Here is a 21,200-nt window from a genome sequence, read left to right as displayed (position 1 = left end):
AGGATTAAGGAGGGGGTGCGGGATCTCAGGCTGTCACCCCCTCGCGCTCCCGCGCCTTACTGGCTCGTATTCTGAGCGACGCGCTTTTTGAAATCCGCGTAGCGGGCGCGGTAGCCCAGGTTGCCGCCGTCGCGAGCGATCGCGCGGGAGTAGTCGCGATCGGCGGCGGCGAACTGATAGTTGGCCTCCTCGGCCTGCGCCAGATCGAAGACCGCCTGTCCCGATTCGGGATTGAGCCGGGATGCTTTGCGCAGCCACAGAACCGCGCGATCGAACTTGTTGTCGCTGGCGTACAGATCGCCCAGGCGCAAGGCCAAAGCGAAATTGTAGGGCTCGATCCGCGCCGCCTGCTCCAGCGCCGCCTCCGCCGCGCCCATATCGCGATTGGCAATTTCCGCCTCGGCCAGAGCCTGGTAGAGCGCCGCGGCCGGCGCGCCCGCCGCGATCCCCTGGCGGATGACCTCGCGCGCCTCGGCGATCTTTTTATCTTGTCCGTAAACTCCGGCCGCCAAATAGCGGTAGGCGTCGGGGTTGCGCGGGTCGGCAGCGATCGCCGCGCGCAGCACTTCGGCCGCGCGCGCGCGCTTGCCGCCATCGATGAAGGCGGCGCCGGCGCGCGTCAGCAAACGCGACCGCTCGCGCTTGCCCTTAGCGCTGGTCGCGGCCTGGGCCAGGAACTCGGCCTCGTCATTGGAGCGGCCGGGCAGATTTTCATAAAAGAGCGCCAGACTATCGACCGCGGGCCAGTAGCCCGCCGCCGCCGCCCGCTTGAAGCCGGTGATGATGGCATCCTGCTCGGCGCGGCTGAGCCACGGAATCATCCGCCCGCTCAGGTAGGAATGGGTGGCGATGCTGGGCGAGTTGAAGAGCGACAACTTGAGCTGGTCCAGGGCCTGGTTGGTATCGCCTGCGGTCATCAACTCGGCCGCGCGCAGGTCGCGAGCGCCTGGGTTGGTGGGCTCCAGGGCTAGGGCCGCCTCGATCTCCGCCGCGCGCATCGGGCGTTGCGCGCGCGAGGTGAGCAATTGCGCGAGCACTACGTGCAGGCGCGGATTGGCGGGATAGCGGATGATCTCGTTTATCGCCTCGTCGATCGAGCGCGGCGTACTGAGGTCGTAGGGAAAGGGGCGGCGGGGCTGGCTGACGGTGGCGACGCTCGCGGCGATCGCCGCGAGCGTCGCCACCGCCGCGCCGGCGCGCGCCCAAGGGCGGCGCGCCGGGGCAGGCTGCTGGTGGGGCTGTGCGCGCGCGGAGCGCGCGCACAGCCCCACCAGCAGCGCCAGGCTGACCGTGGCCAGCAGCGCGTTAGCCGGGATGCGTAAGGGAAAATCGAACAGCGAATGGACCGCGATGGCGGCCAGCGCGCCCGCGCAGGCCGCCGCGATGGGGAAGCGTTCCGCCCCCACCCCCATTACCCCCGCTCCGATCAGCCGCGCGCAGAGCAGCAGAAAGCCGCCGCCTAACAGCAACCCGAGCAATCCCGACTCGGCCACGAACTGAACGTATTCGTTATGTACCTCGTTCATGAAGACGCCGTCCCACGGCGGCGGCTCGTACTTGGGATAAATCTCAGGCCAGGCGCCCAGCCCGACGCCGAATAGCGGGAAGTCACGAATCATCGGAAAAGATTGGCGCGCCACCGCCGTGCGCTCCCCCAGCGATTCGTGGTAGACCGCGCTGCCCAGCCGGCTGTCGGCCTCGCCGCGGCTGGCGGTGCTGGTGAAGAGCGAGGCCAGGCAAAGCACGGCCACCAGCACGACGCCGGCTAAAATCAGTCGCGAATGATGCTTGCCGCGGCGCAGCAGCGCCGGCTGCGCCGCGGCAGGCAGGCGCGAGGCCATAGCCAGTACGACGGCGCTTGCGACCAGCGCCGCCAGCCATCCGCCGCGCGAGGCGGTGGCGAGCAGCGCCGCGAGCACGACCAAGCCCACGGTAGCGCACAGGATCGGCACGGCCAGCTTGTCGCGCACCTTGCCCAGCAGATTGGGAAAGAGCATCCCGGAGAGCGCAAACGGCCAGACCATCGCCAGGTAATCGGCGAAGTGGTCGGGATTGGCGAAGGGACCGTAACTGCGCGCGCCCCACATTCCGCCGCCATGCCAATCGTAAGGCGAAAAAATCCACAGCGGTTTGCCGTTGGAAAAGCGCTGTTCCGCCAGTCCCACCAAGCCGATGACCAGGCCGGTGGCGAGCACGGTGCGGACCGTGTTTTTGTAAAGCCGCGTCTCCTGTTCCACGCCAAAGGGATAGAACATCAACATCAGACCGGCGCCGCAGTACATCAGCAATTTGAGCAGCGCCACGCCGGTTATCGGCGCCGCCACCGACAGCGGCATCCAGGCCCCCGCCTTGACGAATTGGGCGGCGACGGCACGGACGGGAGCGAAGGGCACCTGGGCGCCGGCGTTCACCTCATCCAGGGTGGGCAGCACCGCGGAGCCGGGCGGGAGCGAAGCGCGATCCCATTGGTAGGCCGCCCTGGCGGGCCATCCCGGCAAGCCCTCGCGATAGACCTGATAGGTGGCCGGCGAGAGCAGCTTAAGCACCCTCGGCGGCATCGGCACGAGCTGGAAGGCGACCAGCGCGGCCAAGCCAATGGCGAGCGCTGCCAGAGTTCTCATCCTTGGGGGGGCAGCGACGAGCGCCCGCTTACCGATCGCAACCTGGAGCATCCAAACCGCGATCAAGACAAAGACAACCAGCTCGGCCAGGCCGAAGGCCCAGGGATGAACCGCCCCCAGCATCAGCGCCGTGAAGGGCAGCAGAAAAAGTATCGGCCAGTACATCGATAACGCGGACCCTGGATCTGATTAGGACTTGAACGCGCCGACGCTAGCTGGGGTCGGCCGCGGGACCGTCGTCGTCCCTGGGTTTGGCGCGAGGCTTGTAGTTGTAGAAGTAGCTGTAATGGTCGTAGCGGTAGTAGGAATTGCTGACGACATCGACGCGGTTGAGAACCACGCCCAGAATCCGCGCTCCAACGTGCCCCAGGCGCAGGCAAGTCTCGCGCACCAACCGGCGGGAGGTCTGACCACCAGCGACGATCAGCACCGCCTCGACCATGGTGGATAGCCCCACCGAATCACTGACCGGCATCACCGGGGCCGAATCCAAGATAACGTAATCGTAGGTCTGGCTGAGCTGCTCCAGCAGCATCCGCATCTCGGGCGAGGCGAGCAGCTCGCTGGGATTTGGCGGCAGCATCCCCGCCCCCAGGAAGGAGAGGCCTGGCACCTTGGTGGGCAGGATGGTTTGCTCCAGCGTGCCCTGGCGGACCAGGACGTCGCTCAAACCGCGATCGGCATCGATCTCCATGATTTCATGGCAGCGCGAGCGGCGAAAATCGGTGTCGATGAGGAGCGTGGGTGCGCCGGTCTGGGCGAAGGCGGTGGCGATATTAACCGCGGTGATGGTCTTGCCCTCGCCGGCGGTGGAGCTGGTAATTAGGATACTCTTGGGCGCGCCACCCGCGCGCGAGAACATCACCGCCGAGCGGATCGCGCGGTAAACCTCGGCGGCGGTGGAAAACGAGCCGTGCGAAACGAGCATCTCGCGATGGGCGCTGCCGGTGGGCACCACCGCGGCGCTATCCTCGCGCTGTTTGCGCGAGGGCAGATAGCCGTAGGCGCGGCCGGCGCCCCGGCCGTTGAGCTTGACGAAATCGGGAATCACGCCGAGGTTGGGCAGCCCCAGGTAGCGCGGCACCTCATCGCCGGTCTTGAGCGTGTCATCGAGCGATTCGATGAAGAAGGCCAGCGCGATGCCGACAAAGCCGGCGGCTGACACGCTGAAGGCAAGCAGCAGCAGCAGGCGAGGGCCGGTGGGGGAAAGGGGCGGATGGGCGATATCGACCACCGAGACGTTGGAGGCGGGCACTTCGGAAGCCACGCTGATCTCGTTCATCCGTTCCAGCACACTGCGGTACAGCTCGCGATTAGCATCGACCTGCCGCTCCAGCACCGCCTCCTGCAAGGAAGCGTCGTTGAGCGCCAGGGCCTGTCCTTTGACCCGATTGATCTCCTGGCCAATCTTGGCCTCATTTGCCACCGCCGCCCGATAATCGGACTCCACGCTGTTGGCGACGTTGCGCGACTCCAGGGCTAGAACCCGGCGCGAGGCTGACAGGCGCGCCCCAAGGTCGTCGAGTGGATGGTAGCCGGGGTTGAAGCGGTTATTGAGCGCCGCGTACTGCAGGGAGAGCTGCGCGACCTGCTCCTTGAGGCTTTGAATGACCGGATTTGAAATCACTTCGGGCAGCGAATCGTAATCGCCGCGCTCAATCATCTGATGCTGGGTCTCCAGCGCGATCCGTTTGCTGGAGGCCGCGGTGAGTTGCGCGTTGAGCTGCTGCAGCCGCTGCATCAGCGGGCTGACCCCGCTCTCCTTGGTATTGCTCTCCAGGGTGACAATTCCGCGCGCACGCCGGTACGCGTTGAGCGCGGCTTCGGATTTCTCCACCTCGTCCTTAAGCTGGGAGAGCTTGGTCTGGAGGAAACCTTCGACGTTGTGCCCGGTCTGCGCCTGCAGATCCAACCCCTCGCGGATGTAGGTCTGAACGTGGGCGTTGGCGATCCGCGCCGACAGTTCGCGATCGGGAGTGGTAAAGCCGACCTTGACCAGCCGCGTGCCGCGCAGCGGCTTCACTTCCAGCCGCGCCAAATAAGCGCTGATAATCTGCGGCGGGACGTAATCGGGACCCATCGGAATTGGCGCGGAGCTGTCACCACGCCCGCCGGCCAAGGCCGCCAATTCCTGTTGCACGGAATTCAGCAGCGAGCCAAAGAAGCCCGGCTGCGAATCGGCGCGATTGAAGAGTGGACTGGACTCCAGGCCATACTCGTGAATCACCCGCGCCGCCAGACTGGGGCTTTTGAGCAGATCGAACTGGGTACGGTAGTAATCGTAATCACCGCTGGAGGCGAACTGCTCCTCGTTGAAATTCTTGGTTTGAGAGAGCACCTGCGGAGTTTGCGGCTGAATCATGATGGTGGAGACGCCCTCGTACTGGGGCGTGCGCGCGAAGCGCCAAGCCAGCACGATCACTACGGCCGCTCCGACCAGCGCCAGGATCATCACCCGATGCTTGCGGATGACGCGCCAGTACTCCTTGAAGTTGACCTCGCTGGAAAACAGGTTGGGCTCGTGCAAAAACTGATGCGGCGGCGGCCCGGTACGCGAGATCTGGTAGGGTGAGATTTCGTTATTCATTAATTAATGGGGCCGCGCGCCTCGATTTGGCTGAACTGCTGAACTTTGGAATTCCCATCGCAATCGGCGCGATCGGGCAGCCCGCGATCTGAACGATAAAAATCAGAACGCCGGCAGCATCATGCCGGTGGCAAAATGGCTGACAAGGAAGTACAAGCTGTAGGGAACCGCGCCGATCACCGAGCGCTGGACAATTACCACGTCGCCCGACTGAACCTGAACGTCCTGCGCTTCCCCTTTTTCGACTTTTGATAGGTCGACCGGTAGCTTGACTTTCTCACCGTTTGGAGTCGCCCTCAGCACTACGGCGTCGGAGCTGTATAATTCACCGCCCGCCGCGGTAACCGCGCCCAAGGCGGTCATCCCCGGGGTGATCTGATAGGCCCCGGGGGTGGCGACCCAGCCTTGCACCAGCACCTGGCCGCGCGCGGGCACCATGATCAAATCGCCTGGTCGCACCGGGATGCTCAAATCGGATTGATCCCCGGTCGCATTGATGAATATCGGATCGGTACCTGCGGCAAACGCCGACAAATTGGGACCGCTCCAGGCCGAGGTAGCGTTTTTGTCGCCCACCTCCGCCGTCATTTGAAGGCGAGGTTCGGCTGTCCCAACCTTCGCCGGTCCCGAAGGCTGAGCGGGACGGGGCTGACTGGCCGCCTGCAGGCTGGCCAGACTTGCCTGCAATTGCTCCGTGTTTCGCTTAGGCGAGGCGGGGATAAAGATTATCGAACTGCCCGCGCCGTCGGACATACCGCCCGCTTGGCCGATCAGATCCAGAATGGATTCATTGCGCCGATTGAGGGTGTACAGGCCAGGCTTGTTGACCATCCCGACCACGGCAACTTGGCGACTGGCATAACTCTTTACAAAAACATCGACCTGCGGATCCTTGACCAGCCTCGAAAGTGCCTTAACCAGCGCATCGTGCACCTGAGGTTCCGTCAGGCCCCCGACCGATACCGTGCCCGCGATGGGTAGCTCGATAGTGCCTTGGGGCGATACCCGCTCCTCGCGAACATTCTTTAGCTCAGGTACCTCAGGCACGGAAATCTGCAGGATGTCTCCCGGGCCAATTCCGAAATCGGTCGAAAAGGAATCGTCCTGCCGTTTGGCGGCCAGGTCCATTAATCGCTGATGGCTATCTTGGTCGCCACCCCCGGCTCCCAAAGGCACAGCAGCGCCCGGGTTGGCTTGGGTGGAACACGCCGACGCGGCCGCCAGGAGCAGCATAAAAACAGGCAGCGTTCGCGCCAGTTTAATTGCGGACACCGCCTTAAAACCAAAGATCGCAAGCATTATCAGTTAGAACTCAAATCGTGGGCGGTCGACGCCTGCAGGCAAGGCAAATGCAAAGGATGCACCGGGCACGAAGCGCGCCACATCAAGGTGGGACGAGCCTCCAGTATCGGCGCCCAGAGCGCGTCAAGTTCCCACCGTTTGGCCGTCTATTTTGGTAAGCGTCCGCCATCTCTTACCACACGGGTAGAACGGAGCCTGCCAGAGGGCTCGCAATTGATGCGATCTTGCCTCAGATTTGCAGGAATGCAACGGATGCAATCCTAACCCGAGATTTAAGAATCTTCAAGTGTCTTGTTTTGGCTTTCATTCGCCATCCGTACCTGGATTCGCCCCTGAATTGCGGACGAGGAAACTGTGAAGTGTGGTTGAAGATGAGCAGGCCTTAGCAGACCGCCGAATCGAAAAAGAAAGGCATATGCCATGGCACTCGACCCAGGCTTGCCAGCGCGGCCATCGCGATGTCGCGAGTTGCCTTAAAACTTCGCCCATCGCGAATAGTTTTGCGGGCTTGGCCTACCACACCCAAATCTAAGGCGGGCAGGCTCTACTTAATCTGCCTAAATTTTGCGATCCACCTCACGCGTCAACCTTTTGCGGTCCAGGTACGTTATCTTAAATGCAGAGTTTCTTTACCGTCGCGCGTTCCGCTTAAGAACTGGCTTCTGCCTGGTTCCTGGCTGGTGGTAAGTGCGCTGGCCGGAGGATAGCGAGCAGAATGAGGATCGGCGAAGCGATTTTACGCAGCGGAAAGCTTATCGGTCCAATCCTAATAGCAGCTACCCTAATGATGGGTAGTGGCGTCTATCGATTACGAGTTCAAACGCGACTCAGCGGCCTGTTTCCCGCCCACGATCCCGATGTCGCACTTACCCATCGCTACCTCGAGTTCGCGAGTCGTCGTGTGGTTTATGTGATGTTCCAGGTGAGGGGGGGCACCATTTTTCAGCCGAAGGCCATAAGCAAGCTGAAAAATCTTCTGGTGGCGCTCTTTAGGACGCCCGAGCTCTACGATAGCTGGTTGTACTCAGTGACGCTGTGGAACCCCACCAACCTGAAAGCGCTGCCCAGCGGGCTGGTATTTCGGCCTTTCATACTCCCCAGGTCGAGTACGAGGGCCATGACGCATCAGCTCCAGAGCGCCGCTAGCAGCCAACGAGACGACTTTCCGCCGGTAATGCTGAGCGCGAACCGCCATAGCGCGGTCCTGATGTCGCTCGCGAAGAGCGACGCCGACTACGGCCGGCTGCTTGACCACCTGCTGCAAATCGCCACGCGGAACCAGGACGCCAATGACCGGATCTATTTTGCTGGCGAACCGGCAGTTCGGGGTTACTTGGAGCACGACCGACCGGTGGACTTCGCGCTTTTACTCGCAGCCTGCGCCTTGGCCGCTTTGGTCTGCTTCATGGTCGTGGGCAGTTACAGGTTTTGGTGGGTGGTGCTTGTGACCGGCTGCCTATCCCCCGCCCTTTGGGGTCTGGGCTTGGCTGGGTTCATGAACTACCCGCTTGACCCGATGATGCTGGTAGTTCCGATCATCCTGAGCGCCCGGACCCTCAGCCATGCACTCAACTGGCAACGCTGCTACCACGCTACTCTAGACCGTCTGGAGGACCGCCATGCCGCCTGCGTGGCGACTGCCGATCGGTTGTTCTTACCCGGCCTAGTGGCAGTTGCCGCCGATCTCTGCGCTATTGGCTTTATCTCGCTGTGGGATATTCCGTTACTCCAGCACGTGGGGCTTATTGGCATGCTGTGGCTGGGGTCCAGCCTATGGCTGGTCTATATCCTCCAGCCGATTGTGATCAGCTATTTGCCGGTGGGCCGCTCGCGAGCTTGGGAATGGAGGGGGCGGGTCAAGCGGCGAGTGGAAGATTGGACCGAGGAGCTGATCGAGTTGGCGCTGACGCCAGGATGGGGGCGCGCCATGCTGCTCGCCTCCTTGCTGGGGCTGCTGGTGGTGGGGGAGGCCACGGCTGCCCTCAAAATTCCGATTGGCTACCCAGCCCAGGGCACACCGCTTTACCCCTCTAATGCTCGGGTCAACACGGACACGGCCGCAATCGCCCGCCGGTTTCCGCTCGACCTGAGCTGGATCGTGATCAACACGCCACCCCCTCCTGACTCGCAATCTGTATTGACCACCAAGTTCCTGCGCCTAACCGACCGCTTGCAGGATTACCTTATGATGGACCCCGGAGTGTCCCAGGCCTTTTCCTTTGTGACCAGGACCAAGGAGTTAAACCAAAAATTCAATTATGCATTCCCAAAGTTCTATGGGATACCCGAATCGGCGGGGCTTCTAGGCGGTCTGTGGATGAACTTGCGTATGGCAGACGTATCCGAGGATTTCGATCGCTTCTTTGGCGGTGCCCGTGGAGCTAACGCCAGCATCAGTATCCTGACGCGTGATCGCAGTCCCCGGACTCTGACGCGGTTGAAGCGCGAATTGACGAGGTTTCAGCAGCGCTATCTAGCGCACGACCCGACGCTCAGCCGAGTGCACTTGCACTACCTCGGCGGCCCTGGCGGCTTGTATGCGGCCGCCGACGAGATGATTTTGCCCAACGCCGTACTTAGCTTGACCCTGGTGCTAGCTGGGGTCGCTTGCGTAGCCGCTATCGCGTTCACTTCCGTGACCGGCGGATGCATGGTGTTGGGATACAGCGTCCTGGCTAACCTCTTGGCTTTCATCATGATGAGTGCGACGGGCCTCGCGCTAAGCATCGAAACCGTTTTAATCATCTCGCTGGCGGTCGGTGTGGGGGCCAGCTTTGCCATCGTGGTGATGACCGCCATCCGGACCCAAGTCGCGGCCGGATGGGCGCTGGATGATGCTATCCGGGTAGCGCTGGCTGAAGTCAGTAGCGATGTTCTATGCATCGCCGCTCTGCTGTTTGCCGGTCTTATTCCCTGGCTGTTTTCTCCCACCGCATTCAACCTCCACATGGCGGCGCTGTTCCTGGCTTTGCTCGGTGTCAACGCCATCGCCGCGCTGTTGCTCCTCCCCGCCTTCCTTTCGTGGGGCCGCTTTGAGTTCATCATGCGCCACGCGACCGCTGGGTGAGGCGCGCCCAGCACGCTGGCCGAAGTGACGAAACAGGCTGGAGGCGCCAGCCAAGGGTGACGGTGACTAAAAGTCGTCCTCGGGAGCTAATGACGGGCCTGCGCTAGCCAGGGGCATGCCGTTAGCAGGCTGCCCTTCGACGGGCTATGGGCACCAGCATAAACTATGATTCTTTGTGCTTTTGGGCCACTTGCGCCAGCGCGAAATCGTGAAAGCGTCGGCAGACCTGTTCTCTGCCAATGTCGCCGCACACGCTGTCAGTTGGCTGCCCGGCAGGATCGCCCCTGCTACTGAAGACCAGAAGGAGCATAGGTTTTCTCTTTGCTTGACTGCGAGCGCTTAAAACGGCTCGAAGTCGCGCAGCTGGGGCATCACGTCGCGTGCGAACAGGCGGATGGAGCGCATCACGTCATCTTCGCTAAGCGATCCGAAATTGAACTCGCACAGCAGCGTGTTGAACAAACCCTGGCTGGCGGCGCGCTTGATCTGCGCCGCTACCGTCTGGGCCGAGCCAATGAAATACAGCTCTTTTTCGAGCAGGAAATCGGGGTTTTGAAGGTTGCGGATGATTTCCGCGCCGCCCGCTTCGCCACGTTGCTCGAACAGGGTGGCGCTCCGCTCGGTGTTGGCCTGGACCGCTTCGATATCGCCGCCGACTCCGGCGACGAACTTCTTGAAGGCCTCCAGCGCGTTAGGCATCGCCCGTTTGCGGGCCAACTCGTCGGTTTCGTCGACGTACACCAAGGTGAGATAAGAGATTTTGGGCTTGCGCTTCCAGCCCGCCTCGCTCCATCGACGAAGATAATCGGGATAGCGCTGGCCAGCCTCGGAACGGGGGAAATAGAAAAAATAGCCGGTGTCCAGGCCCCGTTGGGCGAGCGTTTGCAAGGTATGCGCGTCGCGGCTTTGCAGCCACAAGGGCGGATGAGGCCGCTGCACCGGCATCACGGAGAGGCGAACGTCCTTGAGCTTGAAGAATTCGCCGTCGAAATTGATCGGGCCATTATCGTCCCGATTGAAGGCAGTCTGGATCAAATCGACCGCTTCCATCGTAACCTCGCGCCGGCTGGCGAAATTCACCCCCCAGGTCTGCAGCATAACTGGCGCGATGCCCGAGACCAGCCCCACGATCATCCGCCCACCGGTGGCCTGATCGAGCACCGCAATCTGCTCCAGCAGCCGAATGGGGTGGTGCAGCGGGACCACGTAACCCATCGGACCCACCCGTAGCCGGCGCGTGCTGAGCCCAGCCCCCATGCAATAGACCGCGGGCTGCGACATCTGACTTTCGATCGGATTGAAATGATGCTCGACCGAGAAGCCGTAGTCGAAACCCACCTGATCGGCCAGCGCCAGCTCGCGCCACAGCATCGCATAGCGCTCGCCCGCGCTCATCCCGTACTTGTGCCAGCAATGGGAGAAATGTCCGAACTCCATGGTTGCTCCTTTGTCACCAGACTAGGCGCCCAGCGCGGGCGCTGGCCATGCCATCTAATAGTTCGGCAATAGACCGAGCGCAAACGGGCCCAGCTAACTGGCGATAGCGTCAGCGGCTGGCGAGGCGGCCGGTGCAGGAAGGCGATCATGGCCGCGGGCGGGAAAAACCAGCGCGGCCATCACGGCGCTTGCCACATACGCAGCGGCGGCAAGTTCGAAGGCCAGGACGTAGCTGCGATGCAGATCAAACAGGGCGCCGGCCACGATCGGTCCCAACCCCTGCCCTAGCGAAACCGAGACGTGCATGATTCCCCACAAAGTGCCAAACCGGCGCGGCCCGATGGCGTCCTCCAGCAGCACCGGGATAACGACGTGGTTGCCGGTGGCCACGCCCCACAGGATCGTCCAGGCCAGCGCTGCGGGCAACCCCCACGCATGTGGCCCTGACCTCAACAACATAACCACGCTGATGAGCAACATCCCAAGCGCGAGCTGCAAGATCGGCTTACGTCCCAGCCGATCGGCGAGCAGGCCCAGAACGATACCACCGGGAGCCAGCAGCAGGCCGTGGACTCCGTCAATCCAGGCCGCGCTCTTGGGCGCATAACCGCTCCCGATCAAATAGGGGATGACGTGGAAGCCAACCGCGAAAGTACTCAGATTGATCAGCAAAGTAAGGAGACACAGCAGCCAGAAAGCGGAGGTTGCCAGGGCTGGCCCGACCTCCAACCCGGGCAGCTCGGCATACGCCAAGGCAGCTTCGTGATGGGAAGAGGGGGTTGAGCCGGGGCGTGTGCGGATAAGGCCGGCGCTGATTGGCGCGGAGACCAGTATCATCGGTAGGCCGACCGCGAGCATTCCCATGCGCCAGTTTCCGTAGGCGATCACGCCGGTAACCAGGCGCGGAGCGATAAACATTCCCAGCCCCAAACCGACCAGCGCCAGAGCGACGGCGGCGCTGCGATGGAGCGGGAACCAATTGAGCGCCACGGCGACGGTGGGTACCAGCCCGCCCAAGGCCAAGCCGGCGCCGATCAGAAGGTAGCAGGCCACCAGCGCGGATAGGGTATGAATGGTGCTGGCCAGGGCGCAGCCGGCGGCGGCAATAAGCGCCCCGCAGGCCATCACGCGGCCGATATCGTAGCGGTCAATCAGCCAGCCGGCGACGAAGGCGAACAGGCCGTTGCCCAGGGAAAAGGCGGTGGCGATTCGCGAGACTTCGGCCCGGCTCCAGCCAAACTGATGGGTGAGCGGGGTCATGAAGACGCCCATCGTGGAGATAATCGGACCGTAGGTGAAAATCTGGGCGCACAAAAGGCTGCACAGAACTATCCATCGCCGCCGATCCGCCATCAACCTGCGCTCGTCAAGCTCAAGGTGCCGGCCGAAGGTTCAGGCCCGGGTCAGCACTTCGAAGTTGTGTCCGTTGGGATCGTGAAAGTAGAAGCCGCGTCCCCCGCGCCGACGGTTGATCTCGCCGCGCCGCTCGAACATGGGATCGGCGGCGTACTCCAAACCCTCTTGCTGGACACGGGCGAAGATGGCGTCGAACTCTTCATCGCTGACCGCAAAGGCGTAATGGTGCCAGGAGAAATCCTCGCGCTCGTCGTAGTCCAGGGTCAATTCAGGATTAATCTCCACTACCTCGAAATGGCCAGCGCTGCGCACCGGCAAGTTGAACAGACGTGCCAGAAAGCGGGCCGAAGCGCGCTTATCGTGCGCCGGAACGATCGTATGATTGAGCTTCATGGCCGTCGCCTCCGTTAAAAGCGGCCGTTTTATCACCCCACCTCGGACATCGATTCGAATCCTCGCCAAAAGGCTCCCATGATCAGGCGGGCTTCGGAAAGAAACTCGGCCTCTCGGCCGCTACCTAGGACGAAGCGCTGGATCATCGCATGGCCGGCCTTGCCGTGGTCCTTGTCGGCTTCGTGATGGACGGAGAAGAAGCGCAGATAGCGTGGGTCGATATGGTAGTGTTGGGCCAACCCCTCGCCCATCATCCGATAGGCCTCGACCTCCATCTCTTCGAGCAGACCGGAGGCGCCCATGAAGGTGGGCTTGAGCCGTTTGAGACGCAAAATGAGGGCGTTGAGGATACGGGCGGCATCGGAAGTGCGAGCCTCGATCAGCTCCTTGCGGGGCAACCCCAAACCGCCCTCCCACAATTCGAAGAGCAGTTCCAGATGGGAGGCTGAGTGGCTATAGACGCCCAGCGCCTCTTCGGCGAAATTGCGGGCGCGGTCCTCGGCGGTCTCGGCGTCGAGCTGGCGCATCTGCAGGTAGCCCTCGGCGGCAAAGTAAGCGGCGTCGCGCACGGTCATCTCATAATGCTGGATGGGATAGCCACGCAGTTGCTCACGGCTGGCCTTGCCCTGATAAACCGACAGGATATAAGGATGACGGTCGAGACGAAATTCCTCGACTAGTTTGGCAATTTCCCGCTCGAAACTGTCCTTATCCATCGGCACGACCTCGCTTGCGCGGATTGTCAAAGGAGCACACTGCGCTTCGCTGCTAGGGTCATCCTGCGCCCGCGGGGCAGTACTTTTCAAGCGCCAGAGTACTCCCAAAACCCGACAGCGCTTTTTGCTCGGGCCCCGGGTCCACGCGCTGCGCTGCACGTCCAGATGGAAGTGTCCTGCTCGCCCGCTACGCAAGACGATAATCGACTCGTCATCGCTCTGCTGCCGGAGCCATTCGCAATTCGATCCGGTTCTTCCGATGCACGAAAGGGTCGAATGAACAGTTTGTACCAGCAGCCGCTGCGGTCCTGCCCCCTGACGGTTGAGAGCCTTCATGCCGCGGCGACCTGTCCCAATTCATTGCTGCGATTTTGCAACCCGACAGTAGGACGGCTGCCAGCCGCTCGCCATAAGCTTTGGCAGCGGAACGGAAGAGCGGATCGATGGCGGGGCGAAAGCGCTTCTCGCGCGGCGCAGCGCGGCGATGGGCGCCGGCCGAGCCGCCGATCACGACCAGCTCGTCATGAAGTTTAAGCTCGCTGTCACGAGCATAGCGGCCGGGCATCTTTAGTGGCGCCTTTATTCTTAGCAATCGTACTTGCTGATTATGCAATTTAATAGGAAACGTAAATTTACGGACTACCAAATTCCAGCTTAAGCAAACGCTTGATGTCTATCATGCGCAGGTGGGGCGTGTTGCGTGAGCGCGCTGCGCATGACGGGCGCTTGGATGGGAAAAAAAGGCCGCGGCGCCTTGATCTGGCGCCACCATTTTCTTAGGATGCCCGCAGCTTCCATAAGCCGCCGCTTAGTTTCGAGCCGGTCCGTTTCGACATAACTCCTGCTACCTGGACGCCCGATTGGTTGACGCGGCAAATTCCCAGATTGTGGTCTGTTGGCCCTTGGCAGTGGAGAGGTGGACGAAATGGCAAGAATCGCCTCAGCAGTATTCGACTTCAGTGACAGTGCGCCGGAGTTAGAGGTACCGGCCTTGCGCTATTACGACGCAGTGGGATTTCATCAACCCGAAATTATTGAAGTTAGCCGCTTGCTGGCCGGGGCACACGAGGTCGGCCAGATGGTCGCCAAGTCGGCGGCGATGTTGCGCACCTTCGAGGAGTTGCGCAAGTTGTCGCTGCATCGGACCTCGGTGCTCATCCATGGTGAATCGGGCACCGGCAAGGAGTTGGCCGCCAGCGCCCTGCATACCCTGGGCTCGCGCGTCAAAGGACCGTTGATTACATTTAACTGCTCCAACCTGGTCGACTCGCTGGCCGAATCTCAGTTGTTCGGCCATGTGCGCGGCGCCTTTACCGATGCCCGCGACGAATCGCAAGGCTACTTTCGCACTGCCTCGGGAGGCACCCTGGTGCTCGACGAGATCGGGGAATTGCCGATGCGTCTGCAGGCCAAACTGCTGCGGGCGGTGGAGAGCTGCGAGATTTTGCCGGTGGGGGGCTCGCGCAGCTACAAGGTCGATGTCCGGATCGTGGCCTGTACCAATCGAGATTTGCGCGCGATGGTGGGGCGGGGCGAATTCCGCGCCGATCTCTATTACCGGCTGGCTGCCACCTCGGTCCATCTCCAACCCCTGCGCGAGCGGCCTGACGACGTCCCGGTCTTGTTGGCCCATTTCCTGCGCGGTCATCAGCGTACGGGCGGCCGCCAAGTCACCGCCATCGCACGCTCCGCCCTGTCTTTGCTATGCGACTACTCCTGGCCCGGCAACGTGCGCGAGTTGTCCAATGCGGTCGAACGTGCCACGGTGATGGCTTCCGGGGCGGTTTTGGAAGTCGGTGACTTTCCCGACGAGCTGCGCCAGCGGCAGCCGCTGCCTACCGAAAGCGAAGCCGTGCACGCTAGCAGTGGGCTGCTCGACCATGCCATTCGTGGCGCGGTGGTCCAATCGCTGACCCAGACCGATGGCAATCGGCTGCGCGCGGCCAAGCTGTTGGGAGTCTCGCGCTCGACCCTTTATCGGCTCATGGCCCGACTCAAGATCGAGGCCTGATGGCGCGCGTGTTTGCGACAGTCTGCACAGCCTGGCTTGACAGCGCTCAACGCTATCGTCATAGCTGATGCCCTGATGCTTGCGTGGTTACGTTGGCTGGTGATAGCAGGCTTGGCGGCTCTGATTGCCGGAGCTGCGCTGCTGTCTTGCGGTGGCGGCGGCGGTTACGGCTTTGGTTCCAGCGCGGGTTGCGTGGGTGGGACCTACAACTCCTACGGCCAGATCGTAGGAAGCAATTGCACCACCCCGGCCGCTCCCGGTCCTTTTGTGGTCGCACTGGGAATCTGCCCCGGCTCGCCGGTGCCCACCCCGACCCCAGCTCCGTTCGGTGTCACCCCGATACCAACCCCCACCCTAAGCCCCTGCCCACTGCCCAGTCCGATGGCGGTGGCGACCGAGTGCGCCCTGCAATTCCATGCCATCGGCCAGTTTAACAATGGTTTGGTGTTTGACATCACTACCGGTAGCACCTGGTCCAGCACAGATCAGTCAATCGTGGAGCAGGCTACCGGGCCCAACGCCATGCCTGGTCAGTTTTTCTCTAACGGGGCCAACGGCACTGCCGACATTAATGCGGTCGCGGGCAATATCATCGCCTCTCCGATTCCGATTACGGTGCAGGGGGGCGCCGCCTGCCCCACCCCCTATCCAACCCCAAGCCCAACTCCGGCTTCGTAAGGCCTACGGCACCCGGCCCCGTCGCAAATCTCCAAAGTGACGGGCCGGCCTGACCCCCATGTTTCATGGCAAACAATGGTGGGAAAGAGATGGTTACTCAAAGATGGGCTAGGCCAGCGCAGCCTCCAGCATCGCCGCTATCCGTGCCGGGGTAACTAGTTTGATGAAAACTCCCAGGCGCGGGCCTTGCGACTGCCCTAGCAGGGTCTTGTAGAGCAGGGGAAAGATCTTGCCCGGCTTATCGTAATATCGGCGGCCGACATCGTAGATCTGTTTCTCAATCTCGTCAGCACTCGCCTCGGGCTGGTGTTGGAGAAATTCCAGCAGGACCAGCAATTGCGCCCGCTCGGCTGGACTCGCCACGTAGCGCTGTTTGGTGGGCTCGACAAAGTCGCGATAGTAATTGAGCGCGCAATCGACCAGCCGGTCCAGTAAGGCGCTGGTCTTCGCATCACGCTGCCCGCGGGCCATTGGCGACTCAAGCTTGCTCCAGGCCGGGTCGTAATTGTTTAGATAGTTGCGGATCAGTTGGCGGTCGTCACTGCCCAGCGCCGAGACCAGGTTCATGATTAGGCCAAAGCTCAGCTCGGAATCGAAGCCATCTCGACCCTCGGGATCCAGGATGAACCACAGTGGCGATTGGATACGCTGGGCGCGGTCGGCATTGCTCCAGGCCCGCAGGAGGGCGAGATAGTCGTCGACAAACTGCGGAATCGCCTCGACGAACAGCTTGCGCGCACGGCGCGGATTAAGCATCAGAAAGTACTTGAGCACTTCGATCGGAGCGTAGCGCTGCCATCGATCCACTCCTACCCCGCGCCCCACCGACTTGGAGACCTTGTGGCCTTGCTCGTCGAGAAACATCTCGTAGGCAAAACCCAGCGGCGGTTGGCCGCCGAGCAAACCGACGATTTGTCCCGACACGCGGGCGGAATCGATCAGGTCTTTGCCGTACAGCTCGTAATCGACTCCTAACGCGTACCAGCGCAACGCCCAATCGACCTTCCACTGGACTTTCGCACCGCCTCCCAGCACGCTCTGCTTGCCTGAATAACCGCATCCGTGCGCACCGCCGAAAGCGCGTTCGCAGACAAACTCGACCGCGGCGGCGTCCGGATGGTAAGCCGTCACCACGGTGGAATTTATCTGGCCACATCGCGGACAGAGCGGCAGAAAGGGTGACCATTGCTGGCGATTACCCTCGCGCAGCGTAGGGGCGACGATGGCGATTATCTGTTCGTGATGGCGCATGATCTGGCGCAGCGCGGGATCGAAGCGGCCGGCACGGTACGCTTCGCTGGAACGCATCAGCCGATAATCAACCGCAACCGGCGCCAGAAACTGTCCCAGCAGTCCAATCATGTGCTCGGAGAAGCTGGGGTGGCAGTCGCCAAACGGATCGGGAATGCGCGAGACGGGATGCCCCAAGTATGGCGTTATCCTGTCGGGCGCGGGCAGAGTCTCGGGAACCTTGCGCAAGCCGTCGAGGTCGTCGATGAAAACAACTAGTTCGCTGGCGTGCTGAGGCGCCAGCTCCCTGAGGGCTTGGCGTACGTAGCTGGGACGCAGCACCTCGCCCAGGGTTCCCAAGTGCGGCAATCCGGAGGGACCAAAGCCACTTTCGAAAATCACTTTACGCGAAGGCGAATAGTCGGCCACGCGGGAAAGTAACCGGCGTGCTTCCTCGAAAGGCCATAATTCGCCACTGGCGGCGGTGTGCTCAGGCAAAACCTTAACTCTCCCGTCCCCGGAGCACCCGGGCCACCGCCTCGTGCAGCCAGGGGTCGATCTGCAAATCGCGGGCTTTTTCCGAGGCCAAGCGTAACTTCACACCGCAATTGGCGCAGATCAGGGCACGCTCGGCAAAGCCCGAGCTGTCCTCCACGCAAAGGCGCAGGAACCAGTCCTTGAGCGGTCGTTTACAGATTTGACAGTGCGATTCGCTTACCAATTGATTTGTGCTCTAGGCCCCGGTTAGAACCTAACCATAAATTATTTTGCTGGCGCGTGATATAATTGCAAAGGTTTTTTCCGGTCACGAGCGCGCGCGGCGCGCTTAGAAAGCGAGCCGGAGGCCGCTCTTCGGTCGGAAACGGCGGTGCCCACAATTAGGCAGGTGCCACCCTCGAGGGCCGGGGCGGGCAGACCGAACCGCGGGGCCAGTGAAGCGATGTTTCGCGCCCCGCTGGCAGCCGGGGCAATTGGAAGGTAATGGACCAAGCATACACTCGGGAACGGTTGCAGCAATTGCGCGCCCTGGCCCACGAGGGGCAGCGCATCGCGATTGTACTGCAGGACGATCCTGACCCTGACGCCTTGGCCAGCGCGATCGCGCTGCGCACGCTGTTGGGACGCAATCGACTGACCACTCCACTGTTCAGCTACAGCGCGATTACCCGCCCCGAAAATCGCGCGATGGTGCGCTTGCTGGAAATCGACGTCGCCGCGGCCAGTAGTGAAGTACTGCAAGGGTACGACTTGATTGCGATGGTCGATGTCCAACCTGCCTATTTCAACGGCCGCCTGCCGCGCGCCGACATCGTCATCGACCATCATCCCGGTTATGGCGATACCAACGTTGGTTTTCAGGATATCCGCACGCGCTACGGCGCTACCGCCACCATTTTGACCGAATACTTGATAAGCGCGCGCGAACGGGTCAGCGAACGGTTGGCTACCGCGCTGCTTTACGGGATCAAGAGCGACACCTTGATGCTGTCGCGGCGCGTGACCGAAGAGGATCTGGAGGCCTTTACCTTTCTCTATCCGCTGGCCAACTACGGCCTCTTGCGCCGAATCGAGCGGCCGGAGTTGCCGTTGGCCTTCGCCCACGTATTGGCGACCGCGATGAAGCGGTTGTGGATCAAGGATCAATTGCTGGTGCTCTATCTGGGGCGGGTGGAGCGTGACGATCTTATCGTACAGATGGCGGACTTCTGCCTCCAGTTCGAGGGCGTGCAATGGGTCGCGGTGGCGGGCAAGCTGGGGCAAAACCTGGTGGTCGCAGTGCGCAGTCACGGTCTGGGCCGCAGCGCCGGCGAGACCGTACGCCGGCTGTTCGGGGCGATCGGGAGCGCCGGCGGTCATCGCAACATGGCCAAGGCGGTGGTAGCGCTCACAAGCTGGCGCCAGCGCGAAGGCAGCGCGCAAGATCGCTGGATCGAACAGCGCTTGCGCGAGCTGTTTAGACAGGAATTGGCGAGCGACCCCGAGGCCATGGCCGAATAACCGCCCACGCCTCTGCCATTGGGACGAGGCAACTGATAACTTATTAAGTAAGCACCGGATTAGGCGGGCCGCGATGGGGTCGGCCTGGTGGGCGGGGAAAGTCGTGGTCGAGGCCAGCGTTCATGTCAAAAACCGCCTGGGTTTGCACCTGCGAGCCGCCAGTACCTTGGCGCAGGCCGTCGCCAAATTCGACGCCACCTTGACCCTGGAACGCGGTAAACAGCGGGTTAACGCGCGCAGCGTAACCTCGCTTATCATGTTGGGGGCGGGCAAAGGCGCCACCCTCAAGGCACGCGCCGAGGGCCCCGACGAAGTGGCGGCGCTGGCCGCGGTCCGGCAGTTGTTCGAGCAGGGTTTTGGCGAAGACTGATTGACCGCGCGGTCACGTTCAATTATAGCGTAGACGACTAGACCGTTGAGCAGATCGGGTTTTTATTTGATTCGAAAGCGTTCCCTTCAGCCGTGTCTGTCACAAGACACGCGTCACTTCCGTCCCCTCAGCCGCCACGCGGTAAGCGTTCCTGCAGAGCAACTGTAAGGCACACCCCGCGCAGGAGAACTATGGCACTCAAAGATTTTCTATTCACGTCCGAATCCGTTTCCGAAGGCCATCCCGACAAGATGTGCGATCAGATCTCCGACGCCGTGTTGGATGCCTTGATCGAGCAGGACCCCCATTCGCGGGTTGCCCTGGAAAGCTTGGCTAAAACTGGGATGATAGTATTGGCGGGCGAGATCACCACCCGCGCGCGGCTGGAATACGCCGACGTGGTGCGCCAGACCGTGCGTGATATCGGCTACACCGACTCTAGTATCGGCTTCGACGCCAATACCTGTGCGGTGCTGACCGCCATCGAACGCCAGTCGCCCGATATCTCCCAGGGCGTAACCGAGGGCGAGGGGCTGTTCAAGGAACAGGGCGCCGGCGATCAGGGCCTGATGTTTGGCTTTGCCTGCGACGAGACGCCGGAGCTGATGCCGCTGCCCATCTCGATGGCCCATCGCCTGATGGAAGAGCTGACCCGCTTGCGCAAGGCCAACAAATTCGACTTTCTGCGCCCCGACGCCAAGAGCCAGGTGACCGTGCGCTACGTTGACGGTCGGCCGGTGGGAATCGAGACCGTCGTGATTTCCACCCAGCACAGCCCCAGCGTCAGCCATGAAACCCTCCAGCAGACTATCGTCGAGGAGCTAATCAAGAAGGTCGTGCCGGCTGAATATCTGGATCGCTCGACCAAGTTTTACGTCAATCCCACCGGCCGCTTCGTGGTCGGCGGTCCGCAGGGCGACTGCGGACTGACCGGGCGCAAGATTATCGTCGATACCTACGGTGGCTATGGCCGTCATGGCGGTGGCGCTTTCTCAGGCAAGGATCCGACCAAGGTCGACCGCTCAGCCTGTTATATGGCCCGCTATGTGGCCAAGAATGTGGTCGCGGCGGGGCTGGCTCGCAAGTGCGAAATTCAGGTCGCCTACGCTATTGGCGTGGCCGAGCCGGTATCGGTCCTGATCGACACCTTCGACACCGGGGTGGTCCCTGACGCCAAATTGTCCAGCACGCTGCGCGAGCTGTTCGATCTGCGGCCAGCCGGGATCATTAAGAAGCTGGATCTGCGCCGGCCCATCTACCGCGCCACCGCGGCCTATGGCCATTTCGGCCGCAAACCGGAGGCCGGCTTGTTCCCGTGGGAGCAAACTGACATGACCGCGGCGCTCAAGAGCGCCTTCGGCGTTCGTTAACCCGCCCCCATCGTCCCAATTCCCTAAGCTGGAGAAATTATTGAAAGTGGCATCCACGATCAGT

General features: G+C 61.8%; 15 protein-coding genes. 6 read left to right on the top strand and 9 right to left on the bottom strand.

Translation table 11 applies throughout. From position 1 onward, the window contains the following. Positions 1-56: 56 nt before the first annotated feature. The 3 genes from VKV28_10715 to VKV28_10705 all read right to left on the bottom strand — a co-directional run bounded on the left by VKV28_10715 (position 57) and on the right by VKV28_10705 (position 6,336). Entirely contained in the window at positions 57-2,786 is a 2,730-nt protein-coding gene (locus tag VKV28_10715; GenBank protein ID HLH77267.1) for an O-antigen ligase family protein, read from the bottom strand. Positions 2,787-2,832: 46 nt separating this feature from the next. Then, the gene (locus VKV28_10710; GenBank protein ID HLH77266.1) at positions 2,833-5,208 is read right to left on the bottom strand and encodes a polysaccharide biosynthesis tyrosine autokinase; all 2,376 of its coding nucleotides are present in this window, start codon (positions 5,206-5,208) and stop codon (positions 2,833-2,835) included. 102 nt (positions 5,209-5,310) lie between these two features. Further along, positions 5,311-6,336, bottom strand: coding sequence for a polysaccharide biosynthesis/export family protein (locus VKV28_10705; protein HLH77265.1), 1,026 nt, complete (start codon positions 6,334-6,336; stop codon positions 5,311-5,313). A gap of 889 nt (positions 6,337-7,225) precedes the next feature. On the opposite strand from VKV28_10705, the gene VKV28_10700 reads away from it, so the two are divergent. Beyond that, positions 7,226-9,577 (top strand): hypothetical protein, encoded by a 2,352-nt coding sequence (locus VKV28_10700; protein HLH77264.1) that lies wholly within the window; start codon positions 7,226-7,228, stop codon positions 9,575-9,577. A gap of 339 nt (positions 9,578-9,916) precedes the next feature. Here the strand turns inward: VKV28_10700 and VKV28_10695 are convergent, their stop codons facing one another. The 4 genes from VKV28_10695 to VKV28_10680 form a co-directional block, all read right to left on the bottom strand. Then, complete coding sequence (locus tag VKV28_10695; protein HLH77263.1) at positions 9,917-11,014, bottom strand: LLM class flavin-dependent oxidoreductase; 1,098 nt, start codon at positions 11,012-11,014, stop codon at positions 9,917-9,919. 93 nt (positions 11,015-11,107) lie between these two features. Further along, positions 11,108-12,367, bottom strand: a complete 1,260-nt coding sequence (locus VKV28_10690; GenBank protein HLH77262.1) for an MFS transporter — start codon at positions 12,365-12,367, stop codon at positions 11,108-11,110. A 39-nt stretch (positions 12,368-12,406) separates the two neighbouring features. Next, complete coding sequence (locus tag VKV28_10685) at positions 12,407-12,763, bottom strand: VOC family protein (GenBank protein ID HLH77261.1); 357 nt, start codon at positions 12,761-12,763, stop codon at positions 12,407-12,409. Between the two features lie 32 nt (positions 12,764-12,795). Beyond that, positions 12,796-13,479 (bottom strand): iron-containing redox enzyme family protein, encoded by a 684-nt coding sequence (locus tag VKV28_10680; GenBank protein HLH77260.1) that lies wholly within the window; start codon positions 13,477-13,479, stop codon positions 12,796-12,798. 925 nt (positions 13,480-14,404) lie between these two features. Between VKV28_10680 and VKV28_10675 the strand changes: the two genes are divergently transcribed. Further along, positions 14,405-15,490 carry a sigma-54 dependent transcriptional regulator gene (locus VKV28_10675; protein HLH77259.1) on the top strand — a complete coding sequence of 362 codons (1,086 nt, stop codon included), beginning with the start codon at positions 14,405-14,407 and terminating at the stop codon, positions 15,488-15,490. Positions 15,491-15,565: 75 nt separating this feature from the next. Then, on the top strand, positions 15,566-16,168 hold the full coding sequence (locus VKV28_10670; GenBank protein HLH77258.1) for a hypothetical protein: 603 nt from the start codon (positions 15,566-15,568) through the stop codon (positions 16,166-16,168). Between the two features lie 108 nt (positions 16,169-16,276). Here the strand turns inward: VKV28_10670 and lysS are convergent, their stop codons facing one another. Continuing rightward, complete coding sequence (gene lysS / locus VKV28_10665) at positions 16,277-17,896, bottom strand: lysine--tRNA ligase (GenBank protein ID HLH77257.1); 1,620 nt, start codon at positions 17,894-17,896, stop codon at positions 16,277-16,279. 4 nt (positions 17,897-17,900) lie between these two features. After that, on the bottom strand, positions 17,901-18,053 hold the full coding sequence (locus VKV28_10660; GenBank protein HLH77256.1) for a hypothetical protein: 153 nt from the start codon (positions 18,051-18,053) through the stop codon (positions 17,901-17,903). A gap of 326 nt (positions 18,054-18,379) precedes the next feature. On the opposite strand from VKV28_10660, the gene VKV28_10655 reads away from it, so the two are divergent. The 3 genes from VKV28_10655 (at position 18,380) to metK (ending at position 21,136) form a co-directional block, all read left to right on the top strand. Beyond that, positions 18,380-19,396: a DHH family phosphoesterase gene (locus VKV28_10655; GenBank protein ID HLH77255.1), complete on the top strand. Its 1,017-nt coding sequence runs from the start codon at positions 18,380-18,382 to the stop codon at positions 19,394-19,396. A 73-nt stretch (positions 19,397-19,469) separates the two neighbouring features. Then, the gene (locus VKV28_10650; protein HLH77254.1) at positions 19,470-19,766 is read left to right on the top strand and encodes an HPr family phosphocarrier protein; all 297 of its coding nucleotides are present in this window, start codon (positions 19,470-19,472) and stop codon (positions 19,764-19,766) included. 191 nt (positions 19,767-19,957) lie between these two features. Further along, a complete protein-coding gene (metK, locus tag VKV28_10645) occupies positions 19,958-21,136 on the top strand; it encodes a methionine adenosyltransferase (protein ID HLH77253.1) in 1,179 nt (392 codons plus the stop codon). The last annotated feature ends 64 nt before the right edge of the window (positions 21,137-21,200 follow it).

It is taken from the genome of Candidatus Binataceae bacterium, from assembly GCA_035294265.1.
GTDB lineage: Bacteria > Desulfobacterota > Binatia > Binatales > Binataceae > DATGLK01.
The sequence above is the reverse complement of the archived record's forward strand: the minus strand, read 5'-3'. Positions and strand labels throughout refer to the sequence as shown.